The sequence below is a fragment of the Ensifer adhaerens genome (assembly GCF_002940685.1).
In the GTDB taxonomy this organism is placed as follows: Bacteria; Pseudomonadota; Alphaproteobacteria; order Rhizobiales; family Rhizobiaceae; genus Ensifer; species Ensifer adhaerens_E.
Map to the genome: position 1 here is coordinate 281,641 of NZ_PNFP01000006.1, position 18,666 is coordinate 300,306.

At 62.9% G+C, this 18,666-nt stretch carries 15 protein-coding genes; 6 read left to right on the forward strand and 9 right to left on the reverse strand.

Features of this window, described 5'->3' with window-relative positions; translation table 11 throughout:
• Nucleotides 1-98: 98 nt before the first annotated feature.
• Nucleotides 99-2,051: an acetoacetate--CoA ligase gene (locus tag C1A35_RS14255; protein WP_104664949.1), complete on the reverse strand. Its 1,953-nt coding sequence runs from the start codon at nucleotides 2,049-2,051 to the stop codon at nucleotides 99-101.
• 186 nt (nucleotides 2,052-2,237) lie between these two features.
• Between C1A35_RS14255 and C1A35_RS14260 the strand changes: the two genes are divergently transcribed.
• Nucleotides 2,238-4,055 (forward strand): AsmA family protein, encoded by a 1,818-nt coding sequence (locus tag C1A35_RS14260; RefSeq protein ID WP_104664950.1) that lies wholly within the window; start codon nucleotides 2,238-2,240, stop codon nucleotides 4,053-4,055.
• Between the two features lie 65 nt (nucleotides 4,056-4,120).
• Here the strand turns inward: C1A35_RS14260 and C1A35_RS14265 are convergent, their stop codons facing one another.
• The 4 genes from C1A35_RS14265 to C1A35_RS14280 all read right to left on the reverse strand — a co-directional run bounded on the left by C1A35_RS14265 (nucleotide 4,121) and on the right by C1A35_RS14280 (nucleotide 8,200).
• Nucleotides 4,121-4,939, reverse strand: a complete 819-nt coding sequence (locus C1A35_RS14265; RefSeq protein ID WP_077962306.1) for an ABC transporter permease subunit — start codon at nucleotides 4,937-4,939, stop codon at nucleotides 4,121-4,123.
• A 3-nt stretch (nucleotides 4,940-4,942) separates the two neighbouring features.
• On the reverse strand, nucleotides 4,943-5,854 hold the full coding sequence (locus C1A35_RS14270) for an ABC transporter permease subunit (RefSeq protein ID WP_104664951.1): 912 nt from the start codon (nucleotides 5,852-5,854) through the stop codon (nucleotides 4,943-4,945).
• 4 nt (nucleotides 5,855-5,858) lie between these two features.
• Nucleotides 5,859-7,001, reverse strand: coding sequence for an ABC transporter ATP-binding protein (locus C1A35_RS14275; RefSeq protein ID WP_199772938.1), 1,143 nt, complete (start codon nucleotides 6,999-7,001; stop codon nucleotides 5,859-5,861).
• A gap of 104 nt (nucleotides 7,002-7,105) precedes the next feature.
• Nucleotides 7,106-8,200 (reverse strand): polyamine ABC transporter substrate-binding protein, encoded by a 1,095-nt coding sequence (locus tag C1A35_RS14280; protein ID WP_104664953.1) that lies wholly within the window; start codon nucleotides 8,198-8,200, stop codon nucleotides 7,106-7,108.
• A gap of 334 nt (nucleotides 8,201-8,534) precedes the next feature.
• Here C1A35_RS14280 and C1A35_RS14285 point away from each other — a divergent pair, with 334 nt between their 5' ends.
• Complete coding sequence (locus tag C1A35_RS14285) at nucleotides 8,535-9,503, forward strand: fatty acid desaturase family protein (RefSeq protein ID WP_104664954.1); 969 nt, start codon at nucleotides 8,535-8,537, stop codon at nucleotides 9,501-9,503.
• Here C1A35_RS14285 and C1A35_RS14290 read toward each other — a convergent pair.
• A complete protein-coding gene (locus C1A35_RS14290; RefSeq protein WP_104664955.1) occupies nucleotides 9,497-10,906 on the reverse strand; it encodes a helix-turn-helix domain-containing protein in 1,410 nt (469 codons plus the stop codon). The two genes, C1A35_RS14285 and C1A35_RS14290, sit on opposite strands and share 7 nt — an antisense overlap.
• 228 nt (nucleotides 10,907-11,134) lie before the next feature.
• Between C1A35_RS14290 and aceA the strand changes: the two genes are divergently transcribed.
• From aceA to C1A35_RS14305, 3 genes are all read left to right on the forward strand, one after another.
• Nucleotides 11,135-12,424, forward strand: coding sequence for an isocitrate lyase (gene aceA / locus C1A35_RS14295; protein ID WP_104664956.1), 1,290 nt, complete (start codon nucleotides 11,135-11,137; stop codon nucleotides 12,422-12,424).
• Nucleotides 12,425-12,545: 121 nt separating this feature from the next.
• Complete coding sequence (locus C1A35_RS14300) at nucleotides 12,546-12,785, forward strand: SMc00767 family acetate metabolism repressor (RefSeq protein WP_034800815.1); 240 nt, start codon at nucleotides 12,546-12,548, stop codon at nucleotides 12,783-12,785.
• A 257-nt stretch (nucleotides 12,786-13,042) separates the two neighbouring features.
• Nucleotides 13,043-14,152: a helix-turn-helix transcriptional regulator gene (locus C1A35_RS14305; protein WP_104664957.1), complete on the forward strand. Its 1,110-nt coding sequence runs from the start codon at nucleotides 13,043-13,045 to the stop codon at nucleotides 14,150-14,152.
• 69 nt (nucleotides 14,153-14,221) lie between these two features.
• Here C1A35_RS14305 and C1A35_RS14310 read toward each other — a convergent pair whose 3' ends face one another.
• Complete coding sequence (locus C1A35_RS14310; protein WP_104664958.1) at nucleotides 14,222-15,103, reverse strand: LysR family transcriptional regulator; 882 nt, start codon at nucleotides 15,101-15,103, stop codon at nucleotides 14,222-14,224.
• Nucleotides 15,104-15,191: 88 nt separating this feature from the next.
• Between C1A35_RS14310 and C1A35_RS14315 the strand changes: the two genes are divergently transcribed.
• Nucleotides 15,192-15,395 carry a hypothetical protein gene (locus C1A35_RS14315; protein ID WP_104664959.1) on the forward strand — a complete coding sequence of 68 codons (204 nt, stop codon included), beginning with the start codon at nucleotides 15,192-15,194 and terminating at the stop codon, nucleotides 15,393-15,395.
• 90 nt (nucleotides 15,396-15,485) lie between these two features.
• On the opposite strand, the gene C1A35_RS14320 is transcribed toward C1A35_RS14315, so the two are convergent.
• Nucleotides 15,486-18,011, reverse strand: coding sequence for a methyl-accepting chemotaxis protein (locus C1A35_RS14320; RefSeq protein WP_104664960.1), 2,526 nt, complete (start codon nucleotides 18,009-18,011; stop codon nucleotides 15,486-15,488).
• 352 nt (nucleotides 18,012-18,363) lie between these two features.
• The gene (locus C1A35_RS36385) at nucleotides 18,364-18,510 is read right to left on the reverse strand and encodes a hypothetical protein (protein WP_199772934.1); all 147 of its coding nucleotides are present in this window, start codon (nucleotides 18,508-18,510) and stop codon (nucleotides 18,364-18,366) included.
• Between the last annotated feature and the right edge of the window lie 156 nt (nucleotides 18,511-18,666).

Consider the following 18,666-nt stretch of genomic DNA (forward strand, 5'->3'; position numbering starts at 1 on the left):
TTAACAGAACCTTACTCGCCACATCCGCAATTTTAGGGATTTTTCAGCAAGTCTGAAGCCTTGGTTAATTCCAATCACGCGAACCCGTTAACGCACCCTCAATTTTTAAGGGCATCCAGTCCGGCGTAAAGATCAAGCGCCTCGGGGTTGGCGAGCGCCTCCTTGTTCTTGACCGGACGGCCATGCACCACGTCGCGAACCGCAAGCTCGACGATCTTGCCGGACTTCGTGCGGGGGATGTCGGCAACCGCGATCACCTTCGCCGGCACGTGCCGCGGCGAGGCACCCGTGCGGATCCGGTTCTTGATCGCCTTGACCAGGTCGTCGGTCATCTGAACACCGGCCGCAAGACGAACAAAGAGAACCACGCGCACGTCGTCTTCCCAGTCCTGCCCGATGCAGAGGGCCTCGGCGACCTCCTCCATCTGCTCGACCTGATTGTAGATCTCCGCCGTGCCGATGCGCACGCCGCCAGGGTTCAATGTCGCATCCGAACGCCCGTGAATGATGATGCCGCCATGTTCGGTCCATTCGGCGAAGTCGCCGTGGCACCAGACATTGTCGAAGCGCTCGAAATAGGCAGCGCGATACTTGGCGCCTTCCGGGTCGTTCCAGAACATCACCGGCATCGACGGGAAGGCCTTGGTGCAGACAAGCTCGCCCTTCTCGCCACGCACGGACTGCCCCTCGTCGTTCCAGACGTCGATCGCCAGCCCCAGGCCCGGCCCCTGGATCTCGCCGCGCCAGACGGGCTTCAACGGGTTGCCAAGCACGAAGCAGGAGACGATGTCGGTACCGCCCGAGATCGACGCAAGCTGGACGTCCGCCTTGATGCCTTCGTAGACGAAGGAGAAGCCCTCGGGCGACAGCGGCGAACCGGTCGAGGTCAGCAGACGGAGGGTCGAGAGGTCATGCGTGTTGGCCGGGACGAAACCGCCCTTGCGCACCGCGTCGATGTACTTCGCCGAGGTGCCGAACACGGCGAACTTCTCGGCCGCGGCATAGTCGAAGAGCACGTTGCCGTCGGGATGAAAGGGCGAACCGTCGAAGAGGCAGAGGGTTGCCCCGACCGCAAGGCCGGATACCAGCCAGTTCCACATCATCCAGCCGCAGGTGGTGAAGTAGAAGAGCTTCTCGCCGCGGCGCAGGCCACAGTGGAAACGATGCTCTTTCAGGTGCTGCAGCAGGGTGCCGCCGGCCGAATGCACGATGCATTTGGGAACGCCTGTTGTGCCTGATGAAAACAGCACGTAGAGCGGATGGCTGAAGGGCAGGCGCTCGAAAGTCAGCGCCGTTGCCGAAAACGGCGCGATGAAGTCTTCAAGTGTCGCGCCCCCCTCGATCGAGGCTGCGAGTGCTGCACTGTCGCCGGCATAGGGAACGATCAGCGCCGGCACGGCGAGGGCCTTGGAGACCGCGCGAACCTTCGCGTCGACATCCTGGCGCTTGCCGTTGTACCAGTAGCCGTCACAGGCGACGAACAGCTTCGGCGTGATCTGGCCGAAACGGTCGAGAACGCCTTGTTCGCCGAAATCGGGAGAGCAGGACGACCAGATCGCGCCGATCGAGGCGGTCGCCAGCATCAATGCGATGGTTTCGGGCATGTTCGGCATCATCGCGGCGACGCGATCCCCGGGACCGATGCCCCGCGCCTTCAGCGCCTGCTGCAGGCGCGAGACGAGCGCACGAAGCTCGTCCCACGACAGCCGACTGTCGACCTTGTCTTCTCCACGGAAGACGAGCGCATCGCCGCCCCCGGTTTCACGGAGAAGATTCTCGGCAAAGTTCAGCTTCGCCTCGGGGAAGAACCGGGCATCGAGCATGTGGTCGCCGTTGACAAGAGCAGCGTCGCCGCGCTCACCGATGACACCGCAATGCTCCCAGACCCCGGTCCAGAAGTCGCCGCACTCGGCGACCGACCAGGCGTGGAAGGCGTCATAATCCGCAAAGGTCCTGCCGAAGCGTTCACTGCTCCAGGCGACGAATTCGGCCATGGGGCTGTGCGCAAGGATTTCCGGGCCCGGAACCCACAACGGCTGCTCTGCTTGCATGTTTTCCTCCACTCCTGCTCCATGCCCTCTATACCATGCTGCATCGCAAGATAAACAGCAGCGGCAGGGGCCCCGTCATCGCGTGGACGACATTTACCTGTCTGTTGCCTGTCCGTCGCATTTGATTTCTGAGGACCGAAGGCCTATCCAAGCTCACGTGACCCAAGCGACGGCGACCAGGCGGACATGAGACGGAAATTTCTGCATATGATGCGCGACGTACGCCTGTTGTCGCGGCTGCGGCGCCGCCATTTCCTCTGGCCCGCCGCAATCGGCGTCGGGCTTGCTGCCGGCTACAACGCCGTGCTGCCCTTGCTGATTTCGACGACGGACGTGCGCCCGACCGTGGAGCACATGCTGGATGCCTGGTCCGGCGGCAAGAGCCGGATAGCGGGCAATCCCGAAATCAGCTTCTGGCCGGAGCCGACGCTCACCCTGCGCTCGGCGACGATCGAAACCGCCGACGGATCGTCCCGCAAGCTCGCGCATATCGGCAGCATCACCGCCACCTTCAGCCTGCTTTCGGCGATCGACGGCACGCCGGCGCTTCGCGACGTCCGGCTGGTCGAACCCGTCGTCACGCTCGAGCGGCGCACGGACGGTACGCTCAACTGGCGACGGCCGCACTGGTTGGCCACACCGGATGTACGAGCCGCCGACAGGGACACGCCGTTCGGCGACGTCACGGTGGAAAACGGCCGCCTGCAGGTCATCGACCTCGTCACCAACCAGACCCGGGAATTCTCCGGCATATCCGGAACCATCGCCTGGCCGTCTTACTCCAAAGAGCTCAGCGCCCGGCTTTCGGGCAGCCTTGGCGGGCAGATGGTCGCCTGGACGCTCGAGTGCAACGAACCGCTGAGCCTGCTGACCGGCCGCGATACGGCGCTCAAGACATCGCTGACCTCGGCGGCGCTCAATCTCTCTTTCGAAGGCAACGGCAATCTCTCGTCGGCACCGGCCGCCGCGGGACGGCTGCAGGTTTCGACGGCCTCGCTGCAGGCCCTTTCCGCATGGTATCAGGGCAAGGGCGCGCGCGCGCTTCCGGACAGCGGCTTCAACCTCAGCGCCAACGTCACGAGCGGCAAGGCATCGCTGAAGCTCGACGACCTTCATGTGACGCTCGGCGGCGCCAATGCGACCGGCATCCTCGACGTCTCGACGTCCCTCGACAATACGCGCCGCCTCGAGGGTACGCTCGCCTTCGACCGCATCGATCTCAACGGGCTGCAGCCCTTCATCGATCCGCTGGTGCCCGACGAAGTCACGCAGCAACTGAGCGACGCTTTCGCGCGCGGCTGGCGTGCCGATGTGCGACTGTCGGCGCAGGAGGCGCTGGTGGGCCCGCTGCGGCTGGAAGACCTCGCCGCCGGCATCATCATCGATCACGGGCGCGCGTCGATCGACGTGGCCGACAGCACCTATGCCAACGGCCGGCTCAGCGGACGGCTCGAAGCTTCGGAAAAGGGGCTCGCCGGCGGCGGCAAGCTGGAGCTGGTGCTGAAGAATGCCGACCTCTCCGCCGCCCTCGCCGGCCTTGGCTTCACCGGGCCTGTCCCGACCGGTCGGGGCAACGTCAATTTCGACCTCACCACGGAGCATCCGTTCTGGGCTGCACAGGCAGCCGAGGCTTCCGGCCGCATCCGGCTTTCGCTCGCCAATGGCAACCTGTCCGGCTTCGACGCGAGCACCTTCGCGAATCTCGTCAGGGCCGGCGAGTTCTTTTCGCTGACACAGGCGAGTGACGGCAACTTCGCCTTCCAGACGGCCGACATCGAAGCCAGTTTCGGCGAAGGGTCGGCGCGGCTGAACCGGGCAATCTTCGCCGGCGAAGCCGGCAATCTTTCAGTCAACGGCGTCATTCCCTATCGCAGCGGCAGCCTGGCACTCGCCGGCACCTACATCGACACCTTGAACGCAGGACAAAGGCTGCGCTTCTTCGTCGGCGGCTCCTGGCCGAATGCGGTGATCTCGCCTTTGTCGGTTCTCGGCGAACCCAACTGAAAAAGGCCGGCGTCAGAGACACCGGCCTTTCGTTTCATACAGGTGACAGAATCGCTTCGCGCTGCTCAGGACTGGGCGAAAGCCGCCCGTTCGTCCCGCTCGCGCTGCGCCTCGCGCTGCTTCGTCACGATCGAGGCAACGACCACGCCGATGGCGACGACACCGATGAGGATCGTGCAGATCGCGTTGATTTCCGGCGTCACGCCGAGCCGCACCTGGCTGTAGATCTTCATCGGCAGCGTGGTGGCGCCAGGCCCGGTGGTGAAGCTCGAAATCACCAGGTCATCCAGCGACAGGGTGAAGGCGAGAACCCAGCCGGAAAACACTGCCGGGGCGATCACCGGCAGGGTGATCGCAAAGAAGGTCCTGACCGGGGTGGCGCCGAGGTCGAGGGCCGCTTCCTCGATCGACTGGTCGAAGCTCAAGAGCCGCGACTGCACGACGACGGCGACGAAGCACATGGTGAAGGTGATGTGCGCCAGCGTGATCGTCCAGAAGCCGCGATCGAGCCCGATGGCGACGAAGAGCAAAAGCAGCGACAGGCCGGTGATGACCTCGGGCATGACCAGCGGCGCATAGACCATGCCGGAGAAGAGCATCCGGCCGCGGAAGCGCGTGTAGCGGACGAGCGCCAGTGCGGCGAGCGTTCCAAGCACGGTGGCGCAGGTCGCCGAGATCAGCGCGACGCGGATCGTCACCCAGGCAGCATCGAGCAGCGCCTGATTGTGCCAGAGCTGCGTGTACCATTTGGTCGAAAAGCCCGCCCAGACCGTGACGAGTTTTGATTCGTTGAAGGAAAAGATCACGAGGAGCACGATCGGCAGGTAGAGGAAGCCGAAGCCGAGCACGATCGAGGCGATGTTGAAGCGCGACCAGTTGCCCATCGGTTACCTCCCCTCGCCGTCGGCTTTCGCCTGGGCGTTCTGGAAGTAGACGATCGGCAGCACCAGGATCAAAAGCAGGATCGTCGCCACCGCCGAGGAGACCGGCCAGTCGCGGTTGGCGTTGAACTCGTTCCAGAGCGTCTTGCCGATCATCAGCGTTTCCGAGCCGCCGAGCAGGTCGGGGATAACGAACTCGCCGACGGCGGGGATGAAGACCAGCAGGCAGCCGGCGACCACGCCCGCAAGCGACAGCGGGAAGGTCACGCGCCAGAAGGCGGTGAACGGCGTGCAGCCGAGATCGAGTGCGGCTTCCGTCAGCGTGTGATCCATCTTCTCCAGCGACGAGTAAATCGGCAGCACCATGAAGGGCAGATAGGAATAGACGATGCCGATATAGATCGCCCAATTGGTGTTGAGAATGATCAGCGGCTGGTCGATGACGTTGATGCTCATCAGGAACTGGTTGAGCAGCCCTTCGGGTTTCAGGATCGCGATCCAGGCGTAGACGCGGATCAGGAAGCTCGTCCAGAACGGCAGGATCACCAGCATCAACAGCGTCGGGCGGATGGTCTTCGGCGCCTTGGCCATGCCGTAGGCGACCGGATAGGCGATCAGCAGCGTGAGCACCGTGGAAACCCCCGCGATGATGACGCTCGACACATAGGCGTTGAAGTAGAGGACGTCCTCCGTCAGCCAGACATAGTTGTCGAAGGAGAATTCCCGCGCCTTTTCAAGAATGCCGGACAGGCCGCCGAAGAGGTCGAAGACCGGCGTATAGGGTGGCATCGCCACCGCCGTCTGTGACAAGGAGATGCGGAAGACGATGAAGAACGGAATGAGGAAGAAGAACAGCAGCCAGGCATAGGGGATGATGATGACAAGGCGGCTGAAGAGAGCGGATGCGACGCGTGCCATGGTCTCAATCCTTCAGAACGACGCCGGCGTCTTCGCCGAAGGAAACCCAGACCTCCTGGTCGTAGCCAAGCGGATCCTCGACGGCGCGCACCGCATTCAGCGACGACGCCTTGATTACCCGTCCGTCCTTCAGGCGCACGTGGAAGACGGTCATGTCGCCGAGATAGCCGATGTCCCAAATCTCGCCCTGGACCGCGTTGACAGGGGCGTGCGCCGGCGGCTGACGACTGACGCGGATCTTTTCCGGACGGACGGCGACGGCGGACTTGCCGCCTGTCGCAGGCGTTTCGGGGGACGCCATGCGGATCGGGAAGCCGTTGGTGCCTTCGAGGCGCACATAGCCGCCTTCTGCTCCGGAAACCGCGCCTTCGAAGATGTTGACGTCGCCGATGAAGTCCGCGACGAAACGGGAATTCGGAGCTTCGTAGATTTCAGCGGGAGTCGCGACCTGGATGACCTTGCCGTGGCTCATGACCGCGATGCGGTCGGCCATCGTCATCGCCTCCTCCTGGTCGTGGGTGACGACGACGAAGGTGAGGCCGAGTTCCTGCTGCAGGTCCATCAGTTCGAACTGGGTCTCCTCGCGCAGCTTCTTGTCGAGCGCGCCGAGCGGTTCGTCGAGCAAAAGCACCTTCGGCCGCTTGGCAAGCGAGCGGGCGAGCGCGACACGCTGGCGCTGGCCGCCGGACAGCTGGTGGGGCTTTCGCTGGGAGAATTTCTCCAGCTTGACGAGCTTCAGCATCTGCTGGACGCGCGCAGCGATATCCGCCTTCGGCATGCCGTCCTGCTTCAGGCCGAAGGCGATGTTGTTCTCGACCGTCATGTGCGGGAAGAGCGCGTAGGACTGGAACATCATGTTGACCGGCCGGCGATAGGGCGGAATGCCCGCCAGGCTCTGGCCGTCGAGGATGATCTCGCCTGAGGTCGGCTGTTCAAAACCGGCGAGCATGCGCAGCAGCGTCGACTTTCCGCAGCCGGACGCGCCGAGCAGCGCGAAGAACTCGCGCGTGTAGATATCCAGCGAAAGGTCGTCGACGGCGGTGAAGTCGCCGAACCGCTTGGTCACGTTCTTGACGGAAATGAATGGCTTGGAAGCGGGATCCGCCCAAGGGGCAAAGGACCGCCGGATACTGCCGAGAGACTTCATCATCTATCCCCGAATGATACAGCCGTTCAGGCGCTCTTGTTTTCCCCGGCGCCCATTAAGAAAATTGCCCGGATTTTGAGGTCCGGGCAATTCGTTTTCCGCTCTTACTGGCCGGTTACGACCTTTGTCCAGAGTCGGGTCAACACCCTCTGTTCTTTCGCCTCGAAGGGCGTCACCGTGAACAGTTTCTGCATCACCTCGTCCGTCGGGTAGATGGCGGTATCTTCCATGACGGCCTTGTCGAGGAACTGCTGCGAGGCCTTGTTGCCGTTGGCGTAGAAGACATAGTTCGAGGCCTTGGCGACGACCTCGGGCTTCATCATGTAGTTGAGGAAGGCGTGCGCCTCCTCGACGTGCTGCGCATCGGCGGGGATCGCGAACATGTCGAACCACATCTGGGCGCCCTGGGACGGGATCGCGTAGTCGACGGTCACGCCGGCCTTGGCTTCGGCCGCGCGGTCGCGCGCCTGGAAGACGTCGCCGGAGAAGCCGAGCGCCAGGCAGATGTCGCCGTTGGCAAGCGCGTTGATGTATTCCGACGAATGGAACTTGCGCACGTAGGGGCGCACGCTTGCCAGGAGCTCAGCCGCCTTTTCGAGATCGGCCGCCTCATGGCTATCCGGGTTGAGGCCGAGATAGGCGAGCGCCGAGGGCATGACGTCGGTCGGAGAATCGAGGATGTGAATGCCGCAATCCTTGAACTTCGCCGCCAGCTCCGGCTTGAACAGCACGTCCCAGCTGGGCTTCTCGTCGGTGCCGAGGATCGCCTTCATCTTCTCGACGTTGTAGCCGATGCCGGTCGTGCCCCACATATAGTCGATGGCGTAGTCGTTGCCCGGATCGTACTTGGCCGTACGCTCCATGATCACGTCCCACATGTTGGACAGGTTCGGCAGCTTCGACTTGTCGAGCTTCTGGAACACGCCCGCAGCGATCTGCCGCTGCAGGAAGGTTGCGGTCGGCACCACCACGTCGTAACCGGAGCCGCCCGCAAGCAGCTTCGTCTCCAGGATCTCGTTGGAATCGAAGACGTCGTAGACGACCTTGATGCCGGTCTCCTTGGTGAAGTCTTCCAGAATGCTGCTGTCGATATAATCCGACCAGTTGTAGACGTTAACCACGCGCTCCTGCGCCGAGGCCAGCATGGTCGAGCCGGCCAGAACGGCTGCCGCCAGGGTTGTGACGATGAGCTTGGACATACAACTCCCCTCTTGGTTTTCATTTCGGGTCCGGCGTGCCGGAACTCCGTGCAATACGCTTCGCTCAGGGCCGGAGGTTAGGCATCTTTCTCGATAACCTCAAGCGCTTTCATGCCAATGTGACGCGCCGTCGCGTCTGCCTCGCGATTTTCACAAGTTGAAGAAAAACGGGCACTTATGACACCAAGCGGGGCGCCAGCCTCCCACCAACCCGACTGGCCGCCATCGCTGATCGCAGTGTTTCGGCCCGTGGACAGATCGCCATTCACGGTTGATTAACCATGACGGCCATGCGATTTTCCCGGCAGTTGTGTATCAGTATCCAGGTGTCGTCATGGATGAGCAGGTCGTCGGCGGGAAAAGCCGCAGGATCGATCCGAAGCAGTTGAAGCGCCTGTCGGTACTCGAGCCGCGAAAGGCGCTTGCCGCGATCGCTTTCGACTGGGCAACGATCGCGGCGGCCATCGCCGTCAGCGAGTATTTCGACAATATCCTCGTCTATCTGGTTGCCGTGGTGCTGATCGCCGGACGCATGCATGCGCTCGGCTGCATGATCCATGAGGCCGCGCACTACCGCATCATCCGCAACCGCAAACTCAGCGACTGGATGAGTGACCTGCTGCTTGCCTGGCCGGTGCTTGCCACCGTCGACGGCTACCGCCAGAACCATCTCGCCCACCATCAGCATGCCAATACCGACGAGGATCCGGACTGGAGGGCGAAGCTCGGCATGCCGCAATTCACCTTCCCGCAGAAGGTCACGCGCGGCGTCACCCAACTGCTCGGTTACCTCGTCGCGGTCAATTCGCTGCGCGACATGCTGCACATGGCCAGGCGCATGGGAAAGAACGACCGGTCGACGCTGCAATACAAGCTGCTGCGCCTCGGCTTCTACGTCGCCGCCGCGGCGGTCTTCACGCTGCTCGGCATCTGGCGGGAAGTGGCGCTCTACTGGGTGGTGCCGTTCCTCACCTTCTTCTGCCTGTTCCTCTATATACGCAGCGTCGCCGAGCACTTCGGCAGCATGGACTATAACGACGAGCTGACGAGTTCACGCACGGTCTATCCGCATGCCTGGGAGAAGCTGTTCTTCGCCCCCCACAACATCAACTATCACCTCGAACACCATCTCTATCCCGGCGTGCCGTTCTACAATCTGCCCGAACTGCACGCGATCCTGATGCGCAAGAAGGCCTATGCCGACAAGGCGCATATCACCCGCGGCTATACCACCGGGCTGCCGGCGGAATGCTTCGCCGCAAACGCGCCGCTTCTGCCGAACCAGCATCCCGTCAGCTACTGAAAATCGAAGACGCTGAGCCCTGTCGCCATTTCATCGAGCCCGAGGGGACGGGTGACGGGCGGCTCGGCCCGCGCCAGACAGCCCTGACGCTCGCAGAGCCGACAGGCAGCACCGATCGCGACTGCAGGCGGCAGCGCGGAACCATAGATGGTCTCGTCGGCGAGCGATGCCTCGCAGCCAAGCAGCAGGGCCGTGCGCCGGACGCGCTCGTGGAATGCCGCCTGCGGCCCCTCCAGCGTGCGCGCCACCGTCAGGAATGCAGCACCATCGGGCATCTCGACCCGATCGACCAGAACCTGGCCCGGCACCGAAAAGGCGGCATGGATATTGAGCTTCGGGCAGCCGCCGCCGAACTTCGCCTGCGGGAAACCCGAAGCACCCGCCCGCCGCAGCCGGTGGCCGGCACTGTCGATCTCCATCAGGAAGAACGGTAACCCTTGAGCGCCCGGCCGTTGCAGCATGGTCAGCCGGTTGGCAGCCTGTTCGAAGGAGACCTGGAAACGGGCGCGCAGGACGTCGATGTCGTATTTTGCCCGCTGCGCGGCGGCGAGGAAAGCGGCATAGGGCATCATCAGCGCATGCGCACCATAGCGCGCCAGCTCGAAACGGGCGATGCGGCGCGCTTCCGCAGTCGATAGCCGCAAGGCTGCGAGTTCGGCCGTGATCGCCTCGTGGCAGGCAATCGACACGGCCTCCATGGCGATCTCGCGCAACTGGTCGTAGGGCGACAGGCGCTCGGAGACGAAGAGGCGCATGGAGTGCCTGTCGAAGCGACGGCGCAGGTTCGGCATGGCATGGACCGGCAGGCTGCGCACGACGAGGCCATGGTCCTTCTTCAGCCAGGCCTTGAGCGCACCGATGAGATCGTCGCCCGGAGACAGGGCCTCGTGGAACATTTCCGCCGCCGCCTCGATGCCGGCAAAGTAGTTCGGCCGCCCCTCGAAGGTCTCGCGTACCTCGTCCATCGGCAGCCGTGCGCCGGACAGCGCCTCCATGTGCCCCTGCCCTGCCAAGAGGTCTGCCAGGTCCTTGAGGCGCGCTGCCTGCTCGCGATAGGCGCGATAGAGCTTGACGACGCCGCCGGCGGCATTGGGCGCGGCTTCCGCCACCTCGATCAGTTCCTGCTCTCCCGGCAGTTCGGCCGACAGCAGCGGATCGGCGAACACCTCGCGCAACTGGGCGAGGCTGCCACCGGTTTCGCCCTGCAATTCATCGAGATCGACCTTGTAGACCGAGGCGAGTTTCAAAAGCAGCTGGACCGTCAGCGGCCGCTGGTTGCGCTCGATCAGATTGAGGTAGGACGGCGAGATGCCGAGCGCCTCGGCCATGGCCGTCTGCGTCAGCGCCAGGCCATTGCGGATGCGCCTGACCCGCGGACCGGCGAAGATCTTGTTCTCGACCATTTGTAACTACCTTTACAATCCGCACAACACATGGCGCTTTACATTTTTTACAAATTTACTTCGTCCATCTGTCAAAGACAAGACAAGATAACCCTTTTGATCGCGCCGTTTCGTTGTTTGCAATAGCAGAATACTGCAGCGCAATGTAAAAACTGTCACATGAACTCGAAACACAAAATGCCATACGACAAAAGTCGAATGGGTGGTTTGTTTTGCCAGGAGGAAGTAATGACTGATTTTTACAAGCTCGTTCCCAGCGCGCCGCAAGGCCGGTTCGATGGCGTCGAACGCCCCTATACCGCAGAGACCGTGAAGCGGCTGCGCGGGTCGGTCGAGATCCGCTATTCGCTGGCCGAGATGGGTGCGAACCGCTTGTGGAAACTCATTCACGAGGAAGACTTCGTCAACGCGCTCGGCGCACTCTCGGGCAATCAGGCCATGCAGATGGTGCGTGCCGGCCTGCAGGCGATCTACCTCTCCGGTTGGCAGGTCGCAGCCGACGCCAACACCGCCTCGGCGATGTATCCGGACCAGTCGCTCTATCCGGCCAATGCTGCCCCGGAGCTTGCCAAGCGCATCAACCGCACCCTGCAGCGCGCCGACCAGATCGAGACGTCGGAAGGCAAGGGCCTCTCGGTCGACACCTGGTTCGCGCCGATCGTCGCCGATGCCGAGGCCGGCTTCGGCGGTCCGCTCAACGCCTTCGAGATCATGAAGGCCTTCATCGAGGCGGGCGCTGCCGGCGTCCACTATGAAGACCAGCTCGCGTCCGAAAAGAAATGCGGCCATCTCGGCGGCAAGGTGCTGATCCCGACCGCGGCCCATATCCGCAACCTGAACGCAGCGCGGCTCGCCGCCGACGTCATGGGCACGCCGACGCTTGTCATCGCCCGCACCGATGCGGAAGCCGCCAAGCTACTGACGTCGGATATCGATGAGCGCGATCGCCCCTTCGTCGACTACGATGCCGGCCGCACGGTGGAAGGCTTCTACCAGGTGAAGAACGGGCTCGAGCCCTGCATTGCCCGCGCGATCGCCTATGCGCCGCACTGCGACCTCATCTGGTGCGAAACCTCGAAGCCGGACCTGGAACAGGCCCGCAAGTTCGCCGAGGGCGTGCACAAGGCGCATCCGGGCAAGCTGCTCGCCTACAATTGCTCGCCGTCGTTCAACTGGAAAAAGAACCTCGACGACGCGACGATCGCCAAGTTCCAGCGGGAGTTGGGCGCGATGGGCTACAAGTTCCAGTTCATCACGCTTGCCGGCTTCCACCAGCTGAACTTCGGCATGTTCGAACTGGCGCGCGGCTACAAGGCACGGCAGATGGCCGCCTATTCGGAGCTGCAGGAGGCGGAATTCGCCGCCGAGGTCAACGGCTACACCGCCACCAAGCACCAGCGCGAAGTTGGCACCGGCTACTTCGACGCCGTCTCGATGGCGATCACCGGCGGCCAGTCCTCGACAACCGCCATGAAGGAATCGACCGAGCACGATCAGTTCCGCCCGGCCGCAGAGTGAAAGCCCGGCGGGAGCGTGGCAATCCCTGCCCGCTGCGCTCCTGCCGACCCTTCGTAAATGAAAATGGATGCGGGCGGAAAACCGCAAGCACCTCCAGCCTCGAACCTCAAGGAGAAGTCCAATGACAGTCCAGACACGCGTCAAGGAACGGGCCGAGGAACAGTCTTCGGCGATGACCCCGGACCAGCAGGCGGCGATCCGCATGGTCGCCAACGACCTGCACCGCCTCAACCAGTCCGTGATGAAGGCCGTCGATGCCGGCGTTTCGGTCGAACTCGTCCGTTCGGCCCGCCACCACGGCGGCGAAGGCAACTGGGGCGACCTCTTGATCCCTGTCATCGTGACCCAGGGCCGGCCATGATGCTCGCAGCAATGTTGCTTGCGGCGATCCTGCTGCCGACGCGACCGCCCCGCCGCATGGCTGTAGCCATCAGTACAACAGCAACCAAAAGTTGCTCATGACAAAGCGGGAAAATTGGAATGGCCGGCTCCATGCCGGCTATTCTGCGTTGCGGGCGAGGCAATGCACGCAACGGATGCTTGCCGTCACTATTTCAAGTTGATCGAATCCGTAATGCCTGGCTATATTAGATACACCTGTCTTAGGCAAAGGCACGCATGTATCGTTCGTCGAAACCTGCAGATACCGCCGAACTGACGGAGCTGATCTACGGCGCCGCCTTTGGCGATTGCGGCTGGCAGGATTTTCTCGACCGACTGACGACGACCATGCCCGGTGGGCGCTCCGCGCTCCACTACCACGATCTCACAGCGCCAGCGTCCTGCGTGCCCTATGTCTCCGGCTTTACGCCTGATGCCATCGACCAGTTCAACAGTCACTTCGCGGCGATCAATCCCTGGATACCGAAATCGGTGCTCGTGCCGGTTGGGCGCGGCCTTTCCGGCGAGCATATCGTGTCGCGCTCGGAGCTGATCAAATCGGAATTCTACAATGACTGGCTGAAGGACCAGACCGGCTGCGAGACCACCGTCGGCGTGACCATCGTGCGCAGCCCGACGCGGACCTTGCTGCTATCGACCTGCACCTCGTCGACGGATGGGGAACTCAACCAGCAGGCGGCCGATCAATACACGCTTCTGGCGCCCCACCTGAAGCGCGCCTTCGACTTCCTGCGACGACGCGACCTGATGATGGCCGAGCAGCATGAGGGCCGAACCCTGCTCGATACGATCGGCGTCGGCGTGATCTATGTGGGCGACAATCTGCGCCTCCGCTCGATGAACCACAACGCCGAGCGGATGGCGGCAAACGGCGCGCCGTTTCGGGTCACCGTCAACGGCCGCCTGTTCATGGACGAACCGGAAACCAATGCGGCGCTGGAGCTCCTGGCCTCGCCGGTCGGCGCTCCGGCGCAGCCGCAGCTTCGCGTCGTCAGGACGGCGGAGCACGGCGCGTTCCGGATTACATTGGTTCGACGCAGCGCCAGCATCTTTACCGAGCTTCTCGACGGGCCCACCGTGGCGGTTCTGGTCGAGCCGGCGACCTCGCTGATTAGCGATCTCAGGCACGACCATCTGAAGGACAATTACGGCCTGACGCCTGCCGAAATCCGCATTGCCTGCGGTGTCGCCGCCGGCCTGACGCTGAAGGAAATGTCGCAGGCCAACGGCGTCAGCTACGAGACGACCCGGACGCAACTCAAGAGCATCTACGCCAAGACCCGGGTCAATTCGCAGGCGGCGCTCGTCAAGCTACTGATGCGCTGACCACAAACGCACGAAAGACCCAGGCGGCGGCGCTCTCCGGCGGCGAGGTTCAATCGTGGACCATTGGCCTCAGCTCCGGCGCGGCCGCTTCCCGGCAAAGATATCCACGTGACTGCGCAGCAACCGGGTCATGCGATCGACAACGGTTCGTATTTCCCTGCGATGCCGATCTTCATTGTTCATCACGATCCATTGCCGGTGCCGGAGCGCCGGGATCTCCTCGCCGGCGCGCTCCAGCTGCGGATCGAGATCGCCGACGAAACAGGGAAGCACCGCACAGCCGGCGCCTGCGCGCGCGAGATCGAGCAATGAGCGCGGCCGCGTGACCGTGGCGACGATCCGCCCCTCCCAGCCCCCTTTCAACTGCTCGTGCGGCCAGCGCAGATAGGCGGAGATCGCCTCCTCCTCGCCGACGGCCACCCATCGTGCGCTCGCGCCCGGCGGCGCGTTCTTTTGACGATAGGCGGCATAGGCGACGTCGCCTACCGGACTTGCCGCCAGATAGGCTTCCTCCGGCTCGAAGGCGCGGATGCCGATATCGGTTTCGCGATAGGCGAGGCTGGCGCGCGTTTCGCCGACAGTGATCGCCAGGCTGAAACCATCCCTTTCGGTGCAGAGCGCCGGAAAGTTCTCCGCCAGCAGCCAGGCGATCCAGGTGCCGACAGTGATGCGGACGGTCGCGCCCTCGCCTTCCTGGCGCCAGCTCTCGACCCGGCGCGCCGCCGATTCCATTTCCTGAAGCTGCTCGAACAGAAGTTCGCCGTCGCCGGTGAGCTGGTAGCCGGTCTGGCTGCGCAGAAACAGTGCGCGGCCCGTGCGCTCCTCGATCTCCAGCATCCGGCGGCCGACGGTCGCCGGGCTGGAGCCAAGCGCCTGTGCCGCTCCGGTGAGCCCGCCGGCGCGCGCCACGCTCATGAAACAGCGATAGATATCCCAATCCATGTCTTTCATAGGTGAAAAACATAGAGCGATATCCGATGTATGTAAAACTGCTTTTGCTGCATAAAAGAGGTGATGCCCATCAGTAAGGAGCATCACGATGGAAATGATGGCAATGGTGTTCATAGTGGATCTGGCGCTCAAGAACCGCCGCTGGGACGCAGACTTCGACCCGAAGCCGCCGGGCTTTCTCAAGCGCAGCATCACTGCGCTTGCCGCCAGGCTTGCAGGTCACCGGATCACGAATGCCGGCGGCGATAAAAAAAGCACCGCGAAGCCCTGCGGCCACGCGGTGCAATGTTAGCCCCTGCCCTTGTTATATCGCACGGCACCGGTTGCCGTGCTTTCGGCTGGCGGCGTTGCCTGCCGCCAGCGAAACCTTCTACCGGACGCCTCAGGCTGCCCGGTAGTTGTCGTAGTCTTCCGCCTCCGGCTCCAGCCGGAACTGCTCGACCAGCATCATCAGCGTGTCAGCCTGGTTTGCGAGCGCGCGGCTCGTTGCCGTCGCCTCTTCCACCATCGAGGCGTTCTGCTGGGTCATCTGGTCCATCTGGTTGACGGAGCCATTGACCTCGTTGAGCGCCACGGCCTGGTCGCGGCTGGCGGTCGCGATCATCTCGACATGCTGGCTGACCGTGACGATCTGAGCGCTGATCGAGGCCAGCACTTCGCCGGTTTCCTTGACCAGGTGCGAGCCGGCATTGACCTCGTTCGTCGACTTGTTGATGAGCCCCTTGATCTCGCGCGCGGCCTCTGCCGAGCGTTGCGCCAGTTCACGCACTTCCTGGGCGACGACGGCAAAACCCTTGCCGGCCTCACCTGCGCGCGCCGCCTCGATGCCGGCATTGAGCGCCAGCAGGTTGGTCTGGAAGGCGATGTCGTCGATCACCTCGATGATCTGTTCGATCTGGCGCGAGGCCTCCTCGATGCGCCCCATGGCGGCGATCGCATTGGTGACCACGGTCGCCGAACTGTCGGCGCTGCGTTTCGTCTGGATCACCGCGTGGTTGGCTTCGCCGGCGCGTTCGGCCGAGGAACGGACGGTGACCGTGATCTGGTCGACGGCGGCGGCCGTCTCTTCGAGCGAGGCGGCCTGGGCCTCGGTCCGCTTCGACAGCGAATCGGCCGCGTGATGCATGTTGGAGCCGCTCTCCTGGATCGCCTGCGCATTGGCACGGATCTGAGCCAGCGTATCCTGCAGGCGGATAAGCGAACCGTTGAAGTCCTGACGCAACTGTTCGAGGCGACCGTGGAACGGCACGTCGATCTGGCGCGACAGGTCGCCCTGGGCCAGGCGGCCGAGACCAGCGGCAAGTTCGCTGACGGCGAGATCGATCTGGCGATCGAGCTCGCGCTTTTCCTGATCGTTGCGGCTGCGTTCGAGTTCGGCGCGGCTGCGCTGCTCTTCGCTTTCCGCCTCGATGCGGACCTTGGAGAGCGCGTTCTCCTTGAACACGCCAAGCGCACGCGCCATGTCGCCGATTTCGTCGCGACGAGCGTCGCCGTCGATCGTCGTATCGAGGCGGCCATCGGCAAGACGGCGCATCGCGGCGGTGATCTGGCCGATCGGCTTCTTCAACGTCAGCGTCAGGGCGATGCCGGCCAGAAGCGCGATGACGACGCCGGCAACGGTGGCGGCAACCGAGATCTGGTTCGCCTCGGTGCGCTCGGTGCCGGCCGCAACCTTCTGCTGTTCGGCAAACTCGGTCAGGTCCGTCCAGATCTGATTGATCGATTGTCCGGCGGCATCGAAGTCGGCCGTCCGCTTGACGGTGATTTCCACGAGCGCTGCCGCATCCTTCTTCATTGCGGTCAGGATCGGCATCAGCGTGTCAGCGATCTTGTCGAACGAGGCGCCGTCGCTCGCAACACCCCGAAGCGTCGCCATGTTCTGCTGAACGGCGAGCGACTTGTCGAGCAGCTTCTGGCGGTTGCCCTCGTTCGTCTGCCCCATGAAGGTGGCGGCGGAAATCTGGATATCGGTGATCGACGACGAGAGACGACGGGTGGCCGTCAGCACGGATTCGGTCGTGACGATCTGCTCGTCGAGCTCGGCGAAAATCCGCGTCGCGTCACGCATCTTGCCAACGGAAGCCGCCTCCAGGCGGAAGCTCGCAGTGCGGAAGCGGTCGACATATTTGGAAATGCCGGCAAGCGTTTCCGGTCCGGCGGGCGCCTTCAGCATGGCGCCGATCTCGCTCGAAGCCGAGGTGATGGTCTCGGTGAGCGACTTTTCATCCTTCGGCAGCAGGCGGAAGATGTCACGCTCGGTACGGCCGATCATCGGGAAGCGTTCCTTGACCGCCTTCAGCTTCTCCTCGACGGTGATCGCCTTGCTCACTTCGGTGCCAAATTCGTTGAAGAAGCGGCTCGCGCGCATCAGCTTTTCAGCCTCGCGCAGCATGGTCTTGGCGGCGTTCTCGCTCTTGCGAACGGCGTATTGCAGCCGGTTCGACTCCTCGTTGATCTTGGCGCGCTCGATGAGCAGGGCGTCCAGGTTCGAGGTCATCGCCGCGCGCAGATCCTGTTCGCCGACGTGCAGCGTCCAGAGGCCGCCGATGCGGGCTTCGATGTCGCTGGTCGCCGCGATCGCAGCCTTCAATTCGTCCTGGCCGCTCTGGCCGGCGACCTGCGCCGCCGTCTCGGCGAGCACGTCCTTTTGCGCCGAGATGGTCGATTGCACGGCGTCACGGGTTTCTTCAGTGGTCGAATGCAGGAAGGCGTTCATGCCCGCATAGACATCCTTGAAGCCGCTCAAGGTCTGCAACACGCTGTTGGAAATCTCCATGCGTCCCTGAAGCAGGCCGGATGCATAGAGGCCGGTGATGCCGACGGCACAGATGCTGACGACGAAGGGCAGGATGAAAAAGAGCACCTTCGTCTGGATCTTGAAACGGGCAAGAATTCTATCGATGAACATGGAAAACACCTTGGCTCGCAGCTCGCATTCGCCTCCCCCGACGGCTCGCTATGTCTTCGCACTCAACGACAGGGCGTGAATGTGCGAACGATCGAGAGCCACCCGATGCGCAAACAGGCTGATGTTTTTCGAAAAATCATGCGGCGCACACCGCCAGTCCGTCGGCAATCATTGCGGATCCACGGCGCCACTCCTCGGCAACGTGAACCTGACGAAACTCACATCGTCACACTATCTGTTTTGAACGATTAAAATTTGTATAAGCGCGAGCACCCACGGCAGAAATTCCGAAGGCGTGCGCGGACGCGTCAGATGCGTCCGAGAGACGGCCGCTGAGGGCCGATCCCTGAAATCAGAACCAAAGAGCCGGAAGGGCTGCGAGAGCGGCAACGGCAAAGAATGCAATCAAGGCGAGGCGCGTAAGCAGGGCCTTCTGCTGACGGCTTTCATCGGTGCGGGCGATCGCGATGGCGCGGGGACGGCGGCGGATTTGGTTCATGGCATCCTGTCCTTGTCACATTGACCGGCAACGTTCGGTCCGGATGACCAGCATTGCCTGTCACAGTTATATTGCAGCCATGCCGCGGCGGAAGAAAGTCAAAAAATCGGAAACAGTGTTATTTCCGTTTACGCGACAATCCGATCCCACCAACTG

What these genes read in the sequence shown, in the direction of transcription:
- C1A35_RS14255 (WP_104664949.1), bottom strand. Translation starts at nt 2,051, where the DNA reads ATGCAAGCAGAGCAGCCGTTGTGGGTTCCGGGCCCGGAAATCCTTGCG.
- C1A35_RS14260 (WP_104664950.1), top strand. Translation starts at nt 2,238, where the DNA reads ATGAGACGGAAATTTCTGCATATGATGCGCGACGTACGCCTGTTGTCG.
- C1A35_RS14265 (WP_077962306.1), bottom strand. Translation starts at nt 4,939, where the DNA reads ATGGGCAACTGGTCGCGCTTCAACATCGCCTCGATCGTGCTCGGCTTC.
- C1A35_RS14270 (WP_104664951.1), bottom strand. Translation starts at nt 5,854, where the DNA reads ATGGCACGCGTCGCATCCGCTCTCTTCAGCCGCCTTGTCATCATCATC.
- C1A35_RS14275 (WP_199772938.1), bottom strand. Translation starts at nt 7,001, where the DNA reads ATGAAGTCTCTCGGCAGTATCCGGCGGTCCTTTGCCCCTTGGGCGGAT.
- C1A35_RS14280 (WP_104664953.1), bottom strand. Translation starts at nt 8,200, where the DNA reads ATGTCCAAGCTCATCGTCACAACCCTGGCGGCAGCCGTTCTGGCCGGC.
- C1A35_RS14285 (WP_104664954.1), top strand. Translation starts at nt 8,535, where the DNA reads ATGGATGAGCAGGTCGTCGGCGGGAAAAGCCGCAGGATCGATCCGAAG.
- C1A35_RS14290 (WP_104664955.1), bottom strand. Translation starts at nt 10,906, where the DNA reads ATGGTCGAGAACAAGATCTTCGCCGGTCCGCGGGTCAGGCGCATCCGC.
- aceA (WP_104664956.1), top strand. Translation starts at nt 11,135, where the DNA reads ATGACTGATTTTTACAAGCTCGTTCCCAGCGCGCCGCAAGGCCGGTTC.
- C1A35_RS14300 (WP_034800815.1), top strand. Translation starts at nt 12,546, where the DNA reads ATGACAGTCCAGACACGCGTCAAGGAACGGGCCGAGGAACAGTCTTCG.
- C1A35_RS14305 (WP_104664957.1), top strand. Translation starts at nt 13,043, where the DNA reads ATGTATCGTTCGTCGAAACCTGCAGATACCGCCGAACTGACGGAGCTG.
- C1A35_RS14310 (WP_104664958.1), bottom strand. Translation starts at nt 15,103, where the DNA reads ATGAAAGACATGGATTGGGATATCTATCGCTGTTTCATGAGCGTGGCG.
- C1A35_RS14315 (WP_104664959.1), top strand. Translation starts at nt 15,192, where the DNA reads ATGGAAATGATGGCAATGGTGTTCATAGTGGATCTGGCGCTCAAGAAC.
- C1A35_RS14320 (WP_104664960.1), bottom strand. Translation starts at nt 18,011, where the DNA reads ATGTTCATCGATAGAATTCTTGCCCGTTTCAAGATCCAGACGAAGGTG.
- C1A35_RS36385 (WP_199772934.1), bottom strand. Translation starts at nt 18,510, where the DNA reads ATGAACCAAATCCGCCGCCGTCCCCGCGCCATCGCGATCGCCCGCACC.